This is a genomic window from Allochromatium vinosum DSM 180, assembly GCF_000025485.1.
Classification (GTDB): Bacteria; Pseudomonadota; Gammaproteobacteria; order Chromatiales; family Chromatiaceae; genus Thermochromatium; species Thermochromatium vinosum.
Genome location: NC_013851.1, coordinates 2,475,524 through 2,488,081 on the forward strand (window position 1 = coordinate 2,475,524; position 12,558 = coordinate 2,488,081).

At 64.4% G+C, this 12,558-nt stretch carries 10 protein-coding genes and 1 tRNA gene; 9 read left to right on the plus strand and 2 right to left on the minus strand.

Annotated features, from left to right (window positions below):
• Nucleotides 1-2: 2 nt before the first annotated feature.
• Both ALVIN_RS10790 and soxB read right to left on the minus strand, forming a co-directional pair.
• On the minus strand, nt 3-3,764 hold the full coding sequence (locus tag ALVIN_RS10790) for a PAS domain S-box protein (RefSeq protein ID WP_012971359.1): 3,762 nt from the start codon (nt 3,762-3,764) through the stop codon (nt 3-5).
• 63 nt (nt 3,765-3,827) lie between these two features.
• The gene (soxB, locus tag ALVIN_RS10795; protein ID WP_012971360.1) at nt 3,828-5,612 is read right to left on the minus strand and encodes a thiosulfohydrolase SoxB; all 1,785 of its coding nucleotides are present in this window, start codon (nt 5,610-5,612) and stop codon (nt 3,828-3,830) included.
• Between the two features lie 331 nt (nt 5,613-5,943).
• Between soxB and soxX the strand changes: the two genes are divergently transcribed.
• From soxX to ccmB, 9 genes are all read left to right on the plus strand, one after another.
• On the plus strand, nt 5,944-6,330 hold the full coding sequence (gene soxX / locus ALVIN_RS10800; protein ID WP_012971361.1) for a sulfur oxidation c-type cytochrome SoxX: 387 nt from the start codon (nt 5,944-5,946) through the stop codon (nt 6,328-6,330).
• Nucleotides 6,331-6,359: 29 nt separating this feature from the next.
• Nucleotides 6,360-7,205: a sulfur oxidation c-type cytochrome SoxA gene (soxA, locus tag ALVIN_RS10805; RefSeq protein WP_012971362.1), complete on the plus strand. Its 846-nt coding sequence runs from the start codon at nt 6,360-6,362 to the stop codon at nt 7,203-7,205.
• Entirely contained in the window at nt 7,202-7,546 is a 345-nt protein-coding gene (locus ALVIN_RS10810) for a hypothetical protein (RefSeq protein WP_012971363.1), read from the plus strand. The genes soxA and ALVIN_RS10810 overlap by 4 nt, the downstream gene beginning before the upstream one ends.
• A gap of 52 nt (nt 7,547-7,598) precedes the next feature.
• Nucleotides 7,599-8,273, plus strand: coding sequence for a rhodanese-like domain-containing protein (locus tag ALVIN_RS10815; protein WP_012971364.1), 675 nt, complete (start codon nt 7,599-7,601; stop codon nt 8,271-8,273).
• A gap of 133 nt (nt 8,274-8,406) precedes the next feature.
• Nucleotides 8,407-8,491, plus strand: a tRNA-Leu gene (locus tag ALVIN_RS10820).
• A gap of 26 nt (nt 8,492-8,517) precedes the next feature.
• The gene (locus ALVIN_RS10825; protein WP_012971365.1) at nt 8,518-8,940 is read left to right on the plus strand and encodes a YajD family HNH nuclease; all 423 of its coding nucleotides are present in this window, start codon (nt 8,518-8,520) and stop codon (nt 8,938-8,940) included.
• A 119-nt stretch (nt 8,941-9,059) separates the two neighbouring features.
• The gene (gene rlmKL, locus ALVIN_RS10830) at nt 9,060-11,267 is read left to right on the plus strand and encodes a bifunctional 23S rRNA (guanine(2069)-N(7))-methyltransferase RlmK/23S rRNA (guanine(2445)-N(2))-methyltransferase RlmL (RefSeq protein WP_012971366.1); all 2,208 of its coding nucleotides are present in this window, start codon (nt 9,060-9,062) and stop codon (nt 11,265-11,267) included.
• Nucleotides 11,260-11,877, plus strand: coding sequence for a cytochrome c biogenesis heme-transporting ATPase CcmA (ccmA, locus tag ALVIN_RS10835; RefSeq protein WP_012971367.1), 618 nt, complete (start codon nt 11,260-11,262; stop codon nt 11,875-11,877). The genes rlmKL and ccmA overlap by 8 nt, the downstream gene beginning before the upstream one ends.
• Nucleotides 11,878-11,884: 7 nt before the next feature.
• The gene (gene ccmB, locus ALVIN_RS10840) at nt 11,885-12,556 is read left to right on the plus strand and encodes a heme exporter protein CcmB (protein WP_012971368.1); all 672 of its coding nucleotides are present in this window, start codon (nt 11,885-11,887) and stop codon (nt 12,554-12,556) included.
• Nucleotides 12,557-12,558 lie beyond the last annotated feature (2 nt).

Below are 12,558 nucleotides of genomic sequence, written 5' to 3' on the forward strand. Positions count from 1 at the left end.
CCTCACACAGGCTCGACACCGGCCTGTTCGGCCAGTGACCGCAGCATGGCCGTCGCGCGATCGTGCTCGAAGGAGTCCACGAGTCGCCTCAGCTCATCGGCGGCGGACCCGTGGCCCTGCGCCCGGATGAATTCCATCACTCGGGCCAGCAGTGCCTCTTCGACCAGCTCGCCGGCGGACAGGCATCGTAGCAGCTCGCTCAGGCTGGGGGCGATCGCCTCGGCCGTGTCCGCCGGCTCGGTCCAGGTTGGCGCAGCCAGTGCAGCGTCCAGTGCAACGAGCCGATCCCGAACCGCTCGCAAGGCCTGCCCGAAGCTGTGGAGTTCGGATTCCGGAATCGTTTCGTCGCGTCGGGTGAAGGGTTCGAGACGGGCTGTCGCCGCCGATAGCGTCTGCGCGCCCACCGTGGCCGCCAGACCCTTGAGCGTATGCAGCAGGCGCCGTCTCGCCCCCTTCTCGATGCTGTCCAGGGGACCGAACAGCGGATCGAATTGCGTTTCGAGCTGCTCCTTGAAGAGCTGGAGCGACCGCTGATAGAGCGCCTGATCGCCATCGAAGACCCGCAGCGCCCGTTCCGTATCGATGACCGCTGTGGGATCAGACACCGACGGTGGTTCGGCGTCCAACAGCGCCGGCGTCTGATAGCCATCCGGGATCAACCACTTCTCCAGCATCTCGAACACGGTCTGGCTTTCGATGGGTTTGGCCACATGATCGTTGGCGCCGGCGAGCCGCGCCTGTTCGCGATCGGCATCCATGACGGCCGCCGACAGCGCAATGATCGGCAACTCGGGATAGCGGGCGCGGATGCGTCGGGTCGCCTCGAAACCATCCATGACCGGCATCTGCAAATCCATGAGCACGAGGTCGATCGAGGTCCGGCCGACTTGGTCGACGGCTTCCTGACCATTGTTGGCCAGGATGATCCGGATCCGGGTCTTGTCGAGGATGGCCGTGGCGACCTCGCGATTGAGCGCATTGTCTTCGACCAACAGCAGCGTACGCTCGCTGAAGCAGGGGATGCGGCGCACTCCGGAGACAGGCCGTCGTTCCGTGGCACGCTGTTCGGAGACGGCCTGCCGCATCGCCTCGAGCAGCACGTTCGCCGTCACGGGCTTGCTCAGGAAGGCACTGTAGTACTCGGCATGATCGGCCACGTCCTGCTGATTGTAGGCGCTGACGATCAGCGCCGGAATGCTCTCGCCCTTGAGGACGCCCAGGCGACGCAGCGCGTGCAGTTCTCTGAGCGTCTGGAGTCCATCCAGCTCACCCGGTATCCTCCAGTCCATGAGGATGAACCGAAACGACCGGCCCGCCCGCTCGGCCGCCTGCACGGCCTGGATGGCGGCACGACCACTGTCGGCTTCCTCCACCTCGAAGCCATGACTGTCCAGCAGGCCGCGCAGAACGGTACGGGCATCCGCCTGATCGTCGACGATCAGGACACGCCCGCCGCGCGGTACGTCGCCTGGCGATGACGGGCGGGTCTGATCGGACGACACCGGCAGGGTCAGATCGAAATAGAACCGGCTGCCTGCCCCGGGCGTCGACTCCAGCACCAGGGTTCCACCCATTTTTTCCACCAGTTTCTGACTGATGACCAATCCGAGACCGGTTCCGCCATAGCGGCGCGTCGTGGAACTGTCGGCTTGCGAAAACGGCTTGAACAGGCGTGTCTGCTGCTCGGGGGCGATACCGATGCCTGTGTCACGCACCTCGAAACGCAGACGCGCCGACGCGGTTCCTGCATCAAGCTGACGGATCGAGAGCACCACCTGCCCCTGTTCGGTGAACTTGACGGCATTGCTGAGCAGGTTGATCAGCACCTGCCGCAGTCGCAAAGCGTCGCCCTCGACCCGATGAAGTGATGAAACGGCCAGATCGAAGATGAGCTCGATATCCCGCGCATCGGCTTCGTTGCCGAAGAGCGTGCGCATCTGATCGAGCAGATCGTCGAGCGAAAACGGCTGGAGCGACAGATCCAGCTTTCCGGCCTCGATCTTGGAGTAGTCCAGAATGTCGTTGATGATCCCGAGCAGCAGGCGCGAAGATTCGCGAATCTTGCCCAGATAGTCGCGCTGCTTGGCGTCGAGCGGCGTCTCCAGGAGCAGATCGCTCAAGCCGATCACGGCGTTCATGGGCGTGCGGATCTCATGGCTCATATTGGCCAGGAACTGACTCTTGGCCCGACTGGCACGCTCGGCGGCTTCCTGGGCCCGTTTGATCTCGGTCAGATCGTTGTAGACCGCCACCACCTCGCCGGACGAGAGCTTGAAGATGGTGTTTTCGCGCCAGGCCTGTAGACGATCGTCCTGATAATAAGCCGACGGCATATACTGGGTCTGTCCGGTCAGGTTCACTCGTCGCAGCATATCCACCAGCCCCATCTCGATGGCAGCGGGAAAACACTCCGTCAGACACCGGCCGATCACCGCCTGGCGCGTGGTTCGATCGATGCGTTCAGCGGCCGGGTTGTAGTCGGTGAAGATGAAATCCTGGCTGTCATCCGTCGGCTGATACACGGCCACGGCACTGCCGGTCTTCTCGAAAATGCCTCTGAAGCGCTCCTTCTCGGCCTCGAGCGCCTCCTTGGCATACTTGGCCTCGGTGATATCGACGTCACTGCCACGATAACCGAGCAACAGACCGCGATCATCGGTGACTGGAATGGCATTGGTCGACACCCAGATCACCCGGCCATCCTTGCGGATGATCGGGTTGACATGCCCCTGGAATTTCAACTGTTGGGCTATCGCCTGAAAGATCGCTTCCCTGAACGCCTCGCGTCCCGGTTCGGGATGGAGATCGTAGAAATAGCGCCGGCCAACGATTTCGTCCGGGGTATAACCCCAGACCAGCTCAGCGACCGGACTCAGGTAAGTGTAGCGTCCTTGCGCGTCCACCTCCCAGGTCACGGTGCGGCTCTGCTCCGCCAGCTGTTGCAGACGCTGCTCACGATCGAGGATTTCGCGCTGCACCGCCTGGAACTCGGTGATGTCTTCATTGACGCCGACGACACGAATCGCTCGCCCCTGATCGTCATGGGTGACTCGCGCCAAACCGCGCAGGGTCCGAATTTCTCCGTCGCTGGGGCGACGAATCTGAAACTTGACATCGAAAGGCCGGCCCGATTCGACCAGCGCCTGGAAGTCCGCTTTCACACGCTGAAGCGATTCCGGCAGGACCAGCGTTGACCAATCCACGAAGCGATAACCGAACTCTCTCGGTTCGAGACCATAGAGCTGGAACATCCGCTCATCCCAGATCAATCGATCCTGCTGGATGTCATAGTCCCAGATACCGAGCTTGGCCGCTTCCGTGGCCAGTTGCAGTCGCTCTTCGGCTTGATGTGCCTGGCGCTCATCCTGTTTGCGGCGACTGATGTCGCGAACGACGGCCAGCAGCACCGGGCGCTCACCGAGATCCAGACACGACACAGCAACACTCACATCGATGACCCGACCATCCTTGTGCCGATGCTGGGTTTCGAACTCATCGCGTCCCTGAGTCAAGACGCGCCGGATATGCGCCGCAACGTCCTCGGCGGATTCCTGGACCTCGTAATCGCTGATACGCAAGCGTGCGAATTCCTCGGACGTATAACCGAGTTGCGCGCACGAGACCTGATTGAACTCCAGGGTCGAGCCGTCGGCCGGGTCGATCAGGATGGTGGCATCCGGATACACCTCGAACAGGGTACGGAACTCGACGTCCTGCCTTGCCGCCTCAGTCGCCGCAATACTGCGCAGTTTGGGGAAGAACATATTTTTCGCCGTGTAATCGATCCTGACAGAGGGCCTGTCGACTCGGCCGATGTCTGAAACGTATCAGATGACGGCGCCGGCGTAATCGGCCATGCCTGGGTTGCCGCGAACGTTCTTGAGCCGGGGCGTGTCGAGCCGGTCGAGCTTCACGGTTTTGACATCCCGCAGATAGGTCGCGACCGTGTCCCAGATCGGTTCACCCGGCGCCTGACTGCCGACCGTGGCCCAGCCGGCCACCACATAGCTCTTGCCCGCCTCGATCGGCGTGCCGTCGGCCAGCTGCATCGCCTGGATGCGCTCGCCCATGGGCGCGGTCGGATCGCAGACGTAATCGAGTCCGCCCACACGCACCATGTCGCCGCCCTGCTGGATATAGGGATCGGGGTTGAAGAGGTTGTCGGCGACGTCCTCCAGGATCATCTTGAGATCCGCTCCGCTCATCTCGCGCCTGTAGGTCTCGGGATAGGTGATACAGGTCTGGTCGAGTACGTGCTCCAGGGTGATCGTCTGACCGGGCAGCACCGTCGTGCCCCAGCGAAAACCGGGCGAGAGACTGATCTGAGCGTCGTGCACCCGGCGCAGGGCGTCACAGATGACCTGATCGAAGGTGCCGTTGAAGTTGCCGCGCCGGTAGAGCAGCTCGCCGGCGATCGCCAGCTTCTCGCCGAGCCGTTCGGCATAGGGCGCGCGCACCTCGGCGATATAGTCGCGCATCGCCCGATCCGGCTCGATCAGGTTGGAGAACACCGGCAGCAGCCGATAGCGATAGTCGCTCACCCGGCCGTCCTTCACCTCCAGATCCATGACGCCGACGAACTTGCCGTTGGAGCCGGCATTGGTGACGAGGGTCTTGCCGCCGGGGTTCTCGACCAGGATCGGGGTCGGCACGCCGTCGTGGGTGTGTCCGCCGAGGATGACGTCGATGCCGCGCACGCGCGAGGCGAGCTTGAGATCGACGTCCATGCCGTTGTGCGACAGCACCACCACGACGCCCGGTTTCTCCTGCTCCCGCACCCGGTCGACGATCTCCTGCATCCGTCCGTCCTCGATGCCGAAGGTCCAGTCCGGGATGAAGCGCGACGGATTGGCGATCGGGGTATAGGGGAAGGCCTGACCGATGACGGCGACCTTGATCCCGCCGACCTCTTTGATGACGTAAGGCTCGAAGGCCAGTCCCGAGTCCTCGTCGAACCCGGCGAAATCCTCGAAGCGATAGTCGAACAGCGCCTCCTCGCGCACCCGGACGTTCTGGGCCACGAACGCGCCCTGGAACTCAGCGATGTTGCGGATCACCTCCTCGTCGCCATAGGTGAACTCCCAATGGCCGGTCATGACGTCGACGCCGAGCCGGTTGCAGGCCCCGACCATGTCCCGGCCGCGCGTCCAGTAGGCCGTGCCCGAACCCTGCCAGGTATCACCGCCGTCGAGCAGCAGACTGCGCCCCTCTCCGGCCTGGGCACGCAGTCGGTCGACGAGCGTCTTCAGATGCGCAAAGCCGCCGACCGCGCCGAACCGCTCGGCGGCGGCGGCGAAGTCGAGATAGGTGAAGGCATGGGCCTCCAGGCCACCCGGCGCGATCCCGAACCGTTCGAGCAGCGCCGCGCCGACGCGATGCGGCACGCGACCAAGCGCGGAGCCGATCCCCAGATTGACGTTCGGCTCGCGGAAATAGATCGGATTGAGCTGGGCATGGGTGTCGGTGATATGCAGCAGGCGCACCTGACCGAAGGCCGGGATCTCATAGGGATCGGACGGGCGCTCGGCAGCGGCGCGGCCGGTGACGGGCAGCAGACCGGCCGCGCCGGCCAGGGCCATGAGTCGAACGAATTCGCGTCTGGAGAGCGACATGGGACACATCCTCCTGGGCATCGGTTATTGTTCGGAAGGCGGCGAAGCATTGTCCGATGCCGGTTCGTGCTTTGCCACGCTTGAAATCGATCGCTATCCACCACACTGAACGCGGATTGTGCCCGGTCAGTTTGGCCAATTCAGCGCCGCCACACCCTCACCGAGAGCTGATCTCTCGCGTACCTCGACCATGCTAGGATCGGGCACTCGCGATCGAACGGCCATCAAGAGCCGTTGGCCCGGAAGGCCGCTCATTACAACCAGCCGGCCAGGAGGCGGATCACCCTCGCCTCACTGGCCGACAACGTCAATGATCGAGAGGAGATTTCGCATGCCGTTGAACGTCTCACACCGATCGCGCCTCACCGCGCTGTTGTTTGGCCTGTCAGCCCTGTCTTCCGGTTCGCTGCCGGCGGCGGACCTTCCCGACGACCTCGCGCTCGATGGCGATGCGGTCGCCGGCCGGGAGGTTGCCACGGACCGAGCCAAGGGCAACTGCGTCGCCTGCCATGTGATGGCGGGTGCGGAGAGTCCCGGCACGATCGGACCGGTTCTGGTCTCGATGCAGACACGTTTTCCGTCCAAGCGCGATCTGGCCGCTCAGATCTGGGATGCGACCGCCAAGAACCCGGAGGCCGTCATGCCGCCGTTCGGCAAACACGAGATCCTGACCCGACAGGAATTCGTCGATGTCGTCGAATACATCTGGTCACTCTGAACGGATCGCCACCGGAGGACATCGTCATCATGACCAAGCACGGATTCCTGCTCGCGACCCTCGTCTTGGCCGGCGCCACCCTGCCGATCGGTCCGGTCACGGCCGCCACACCCGAAGAAGAACAGGCGGCCTTCCAAGCCTATTTCAAGCAGCGTTTCCCCAACGTACCCGAGGACGAGTTCAAGAACGGCACCTACGCCATCGACCCTGTCACGCGCGAGAACTGGGAGGCGATCGAGGAGTTTCCGCCCTACGAGAATGCCATCAGCCAGGGCGAAACACTGTGGAACACCCCATTTGCCGATGGCCAGGGCTATGCCGACTGCTTCCCCGATGGACCCGCCATCATGAACCACTACCCTCGCTGGGACCGCGAACGCGGCCAGGTGATGACGCTTCCGCTCGCGCTCAACGCATGCCGAACGGCGCACGGCGAGACGCCCTTGAAGTATAAGAAGGGTCCGATCGCCGATCTGCTCGCCTACATCGCCTTCGAGTCGCGCGGTCAGATCACCCGGGTCGAGATCCCGCAGGACGATCCGCGCGCACTGGCCGCCTACGAGCAGGGCAAGCGCTTCTATTTCGCCCGTCGCGGCCAGCTCAACTTCGCCTGCGCCCACTGTCATCTCGCCACCTCGGGCACCAAACTGCGCACCGAGACCCTCAGTCCGGCCTATGGACACACCACCCACTGGCCGGTCTACCGCTCCGAATGGGGCGAGATGGGCACGCTGCATCGTCGCTTCGCCGGCTGCAACGAACAGGTGCGCGCCAAGGCGTTCGAGCCGCAGGGCGAGGAATACCGCAATCTCGAGTATTTCCTCACCTATATGAACAACGGACTCGAACTCAACGGCCCGGGAGCGCGCAAATGATCACGACGAAACGCGGATACGGATACGGTCTGGCCGCCGGTGTTTTGGCGGTACTGCTGCCACTGGGCGCCGCCTGGTCTGAAACGCCGGACCGAGCCCAGGCGCTCGCCGGCATCGAGGCCGCCGAGGCGGCCCGCCGGCGTGCCGATTCGGTCGGCGGGGAGTGGCGCGACACGGCTGCCATGATCGCGCGAGCCAGAGAACTCGCCGAGGCCGGACGCTATCCGGACGCCATCGAGCTGGCTGATCAGGCCAAACGCCAAGGCGAATTGGGTTACGATCAGGCGCTCGGCGAACAGAACGCGGACTTCCCCGCCTATGTGCTCGATCGGTCTCGATAGCGCCGAGCCATCATCGGCGACCATCCAACACACCGTTCAGGAGACTCGCAGTATGTCCAGCCCCCGATCCTTGCGTCTCACAGCGCTTGCACTTTGCTTCGGCGCTTCGGCCCTCGCGCTCGCCGCCGACAACAAGATCACGCCGACGCTCGAGAGCGTCCAGGTCCAGCACAATGGTCAGACTGTCACCATCCAGCGCGGACACGATCTCAATGCCACCCTGCCCGATGCCTTCCAGAAGACAGATCGCGGCTGTCCGCCCTTCTGCGTTCAGCCCATGACCGTAGTCGAGGGAGTCGAGACCATCGGCGAGCTGGAAGTACTGAACTATCTGCACCGGATGTCGCAGGGTGACAAGGACATCCTGCTGGTCGACTCGCGTACCCCGGACTGGGTCATGCGCGGGACCATCCCCGGCTCGGTGAACATCCCCTGGAACCGGATCAGCCGCGACAACGCCGGCACCTTCGAGACGCCGCGCGAAGCCGATACCTTCGAGCAGACCCTGCGTGACGACTTCAGCGTCATCCGCGATCCGGCCAGCGGCGCCCTGGACTTCAGCAAGGCCAAGACGCTGGTGCTCTTCTGCAACGGCATCTGGTGCCCGCAGTCGACGGCCAACATCAAGACCCTGGTCGGCATCGGCTATCCGCTGCACAAACTCAAATGGTATCGCGGCGGGATGCAGGACTGGCTGAGCGTCGGGTTGACCAGCGTCCAGCCCTGAGTGTCGCCGGGAACGTCCGGGCGTGTTTTTCAGGGATGCGCCCGGCGTTCATCAGCGACCGGCGTTCAGCGACGACCGCGCCGATCAACCATCCATACCGATTTTCCCGAAATCAGGCTAAAATGCCCGGATCGCGCGGGTGGCGGAATTGGTAGACGCGCTGGATTTAGGTTCCAGTGGAGCACTCCGTGGGGGTTCGAGTCCCCCCTCGCGCACCATCTCCCCCCTGAGACGACATCGACACATGGCCACGCACAACCCTCCCCGCCATGGCAAGACCGGCAAGCCCATCGACACCGCCAAGCTCGATCAGGTGGTCGCCAGCGCGCGCAAGGCGAGCGAGGAACGCGCCGCCGGCTATCGCGATCAGGCGCTGAAGCTCTATCCCTGGGTCTGCGGACGCTGCGCCCGCACTTTCACGCGCGAGAATCTGCGCGAGCTGACGGTGCATCACAAGGACATGGATCACGACAACAACCCACCCGATGGGAGCAACTGGGAGCTGTTGTGCATCTACTGTCACGACAACGAGCACCAGAAGTACGAAGAGCATCTGGCCGCACTCGCGCGCGGCACCGGCAAGCCGGCCAAAGCGAGCGCCAACGGCGGTTCGGCGGCCACCTTCAACCCCTTCGCCGGTCTCGGTGATCTGCTGAAGAAAGACTGAGACGCCGCACGCCCGTCGCGGTAGATGAACAAAATTTAAAGACCGGGCGGCGGGAAATCCCGTCCAATACGCACCCGACAGCCTGGTTCAGCCACCTCCCCCGGAGTCCCGCCCCGCGCATGTCTGATCATATTTTCTTTGCCTCCGCCCCCAAGCACCTCGGTAGTCTGCTGGCCGAGGAGCTGACCCGACTCGGGATGGCGGGGGCCGCCGAGACGCGCGGCGGGGCGCGTTTCTCGGGCCGGATCGAGGACGGCTATCGCGCCTGCCTCTGGTCGCGGATCGCCAACCGCATTCTCCTGCCGCTGGCGCAGGTGTCGCTGGGCGGCCCGGATGAGATCCACGACAGCGCGCTGGAGATCCCCTGGGAAGACCATCTGACACCGGATCGCACCTTCGCCATCCAGTTCGACGGCCAGCTCCAGGGCGTCACCAATCCGCACTTCGCCATCCTCCAGGTCAAGGACGCCATCGCCGATCGCTTCAACCGGCTCTACGGGCGGCGTCCGAGCGTCGATCCCGACGATCCGGATCTGCGTATTCACCTCTACGGAAACCGAGACAGCCTGTCCTTCAGTCTGGATCTCTCGGGCGAGTCGCTGCATCAGCGCGGCTATCGCGACGCCGGTTCCGCCGCGCCGCTCAAGGAGAATCTGGCCGCTGCACTCCTGCTGCGCGCCGGCTGGCCCGAGATCGCGGCCGAGGGCGGCGCGCTGCTCGATCCCATGTGCGGTTCGGGTACGCTGATTATCGAAGGCGCGCTGATCGCTGCCGACATCGCGCCTGGGCTGCTGCGCGAGCGCTTCGGCTTCCACGGCTGGACCCAGCACGACGAACCGGCCTGGCAGCGTCTGCTGGCCGAGGCGCGTCTGCGCCGCACGGCCGGACTCAAGCGGCTCGGCTCGCTACGCGGCTATGACGTCAACCCCAACGCCATCCGCACCTCGCTGCATCATCTGGAGCGCGCCGGACTCGCCGGACTGGCCCATTTCGAGCGCCGCGAACTGTCCGACTGCCACCCCGGTCGCGAGGACGACGAAGGGCTGGTGATCGTCAATCCGCCCTATGGCGAGCGGCTCGGCGCCGACGAGGATCTGACCCAGCTCTATGCGCGGCTCGGTTCGGTGCTCAAGGAGCGCTTCGTCGGCTGGCGCGCGGCCGTCTTCACCTCCAGTCCCGAGCTGGGCAAGAGCCTGGGTCTGCGGGCGACCAGGATACACAGTCTCTACAACGGTCCGATCGAATGCCGGCTGTTGAGCTTCCAGATCGAGCCGCGCTATTTCGTCAGTCATCTGCCGCGCCCGCTGCCGCCGGAAGAGCGCAGTCCGGGCGCGGCCATGTTCGCCAACCGGCTCAGCAAGAATCTCAAGGCGCTGCGCAAATGGCGCCAGCGTGACGGCATCGACTGTCTGCGGATCTATGACGCCGATCTGCCCGAATACGCTCTGGCCATCGATCTCTACGAGGGCGAACGGCGCTGGGTGCATGTCCAGGAATACGCCGCGCCGCCGAGCGTCGATCCCAAGCGCGCGCGCCAGCGGCTACGCGAGGCGCTGGGGCTGATCCCCGAGGTGCTGGAGGTGCCGGGCGAGCAGGTGTTCCTCAAGGTGCGCCGTCAGCAGAAGGGCCGCGCCCAGTACGAGCGGCTGGCCGAGACCGGGCGTTTCCACGAGGTCTCGGAGTACGGTCTCAGGTTCCTGGTCAACTTCGAGGACTATCTGGACACCGGGCTGTTTCTCGACCATCGCGACGTGCGGCGGCTGATCGGCTCGCTGTCCGATGGCAAGCGTTTTTTGAACCTCTTCGCCTACACGGGCACGGCGACCGTGCACGCGGCCAAGGGCGGCGCGGCCTCGACCACGACGGTCGACCTGTCGCGCACCTATCTGGAATGGGCCGGGCGCAATCTGGAACTCAACGGCATCCGGGGGCCGAATCATCAGCTGATCCAGGCCGATTGTCTGCGCTGGATCGACTCCATGGCCGGACAGCGCCGTTTCGATCTGATCTTTCTCGACCCGCCGAGCTTCTCGACCTCCAAACGGATGCACGGCACGCTCGACATCCAGCGCGACCATGTCGACATCATCCAGGCGACCATGCGTCTGCTCGAACCCGGCGGGCGACTGATCTTCTCGAACAATCTGCGCCGGTTCCGCATCGATCTGGAGGGGCTGGCGCCTTTCGAGGTCAGCGACATCAGCGCCCAGACCCTGCCGCGCGACTTCGCCCGCAATCCGCGCATCCACAACTGCTGGGTGATCCAGCATCCCGAGTCTGCATCGAATCGACGGAATGGGAGCGACGACGAGGACCGCCATGCTTGAGGTCATCGGACTCGAATGCCGGCGCGGCGACCGGCGGCTGTTCAGCGGGCTGGATCTGGCGCTGGAGCCTGGAACCCTGCTGCATGTACGCGGACGCAACGGCAGCGGCAAGACCACGCTGTTGCGGACCCTGTGCGGACTCTTCACCCCGGACGCGGGCGAGGTGCGCTGGCGCGGTGAGTCGATCCGCGCCCTGGCCGAGGACTATCGGCGCGAGCTGCTCTATTTCGGCCATCTCAACGGCATCAAGTCCGATCTGACCGGGATCGAGAACCTGTCGATCGCGGCACGGCTCGACGGCGACCCGGTCGGGATCGATGACGTCTGGCAGGCGCTTGCGCGCATCGGCTTGCGCGGCTTCGAGGATCTGCCGACGCGGATGCTCTCGCAGGGCCAGAAGAAGCGCGTGGCCCTGGCCCGGCTCATCCTCAGTCGCGCCAGGCTCTGGGTGCTGGATGAGCCGTTTACGGCGCTCGACGTCGAGGCCGTGGCCCTGCTCCAGGGACTGATCGCTGACCATGTGGCCGGCGGCGGGCTGGCGGTTCTGACCACGCACCAGGACGTGCCGCTGACCTCGGGCCAGGTCGCCCGTCTGGACCTGGGAGGCTGACGCGATCATGTGGGCTGTATTCTGGTGCGTCCTCAAGCGCGATCTGCTGCTGGCCATGCGGCGGCGGACCGATGTGCTGACGACGCTGTTTTTCTTCATGATCGTGGTTAGTCTGTTTCCGCTCGGCGTCGGAACCGAGCGTCAGGTGTTGCAGATCCTTGGGCCAGGCGTGGTCTGGGTCGCGGCGCTGCTGGCCTCGATGCTGGCGCTGGAACGGCTGTTCGCGGCTGACTACGAAGATGGGACGCTGGAGCAGATGCTCCTGACCGCCCAGCCGCTGTCGCTCCTGGTGCTGGCCAAGGTCGGCGCGCACTGGCTGCTGACCGGGCTGCCGCTGGTGCTGATCGCCCCGCTGGTCGGGATGCAGTACCATCTGTCGGATGCACAGATCGGGATCATGATGCTGTCGCTCCTGCTCGGCACGCCGATCCTGAGCCTGATCGGCGCCATCGGCGCGGCGCTCACGCTCGGGCTGCGCGGCGGCGGCATCCTGCTCTCGCTGCTGATTCTGCCGCTCTATATTCCGGTACTGGTCTATGGATCTGGCGCGATCGAGGTCAGTGTCATCGATCTGTCAGATACCATGCCGTATCTTTCGCTCCTGGGCGCCTTTCTGCTGGCGGCCCTGACGCTCGCCCCGCTGGCCTCGGCGGCGGCACTCAAGATTTCGCTCGAGTGATT

Coding starts and splice junctions, on each gene's coding strand:
- soxB (WP_012971360.1), bottom strand. CDS start 5,612: ATGTCGCTCTCCAGACGCGAATTCGTTCGACTCATGGCCCTGGCCGGC.
- ccmB (WP_012971368.1), top strand. CDS start 11,885: ATGTGGGCTGTATTCTGGTGCGTCCTCAAGCGCGATCTGCTGCTGGCC.
- soxA (WP_012971362.1), top strand. CDS start 6,360: ATGACCAAGCACGGATTCCTGCTCGCGACCCTCGTCTTGGCCGGCGCC.
- ALVIN_RS10825 (WP_012971365.1), top strand. CDS start 8,518: ATGGCCACGCACAACCCTCCCCGCCATGGCAAGACCGGCAAGCCCATC.
- ALVIN_RS10790 (WP_012971359.1), bottom strand. CDS start 3,764: ATGTTCTTCCCCAAACTGCGCAGTATTGCGGCGACTGAGGCGGCAAGG.
- ccmA (WP_012971367.1), top strand. CDS start 11,260: ATGCTTGAGGTCATCGGACTCGAATGCCGGCGCGGCGACCGGCGGCTG.
- ALVIN_RS10815 (WP_012971364.1), top strand. CDS start 7,599: ATGTCCAGCCCCCGATCCTTGCGTCTCACAGCGCTTGCACTTTGCTTC.
- ALVIN_RS10810 (WP_012971363.1), top strand. CDS start 7,202: ATGATCACGACGAAACGCGGATACGGATACGGTCTGGCCGCCGGTGTT.
- soxX (WP_012971361.1), top strand. CDS start 5,944: ATGCCGTTGAACGTCTCACACCGATCGCGCCTCACCGCGCTGTTGTTT.
- rlmKL (WP_012971366.1), top strand. CDS start 9,060: ATGTCTGATCATATTTTCTTTGCCTCCGCCCCCAAGCACCTCGGTAGT.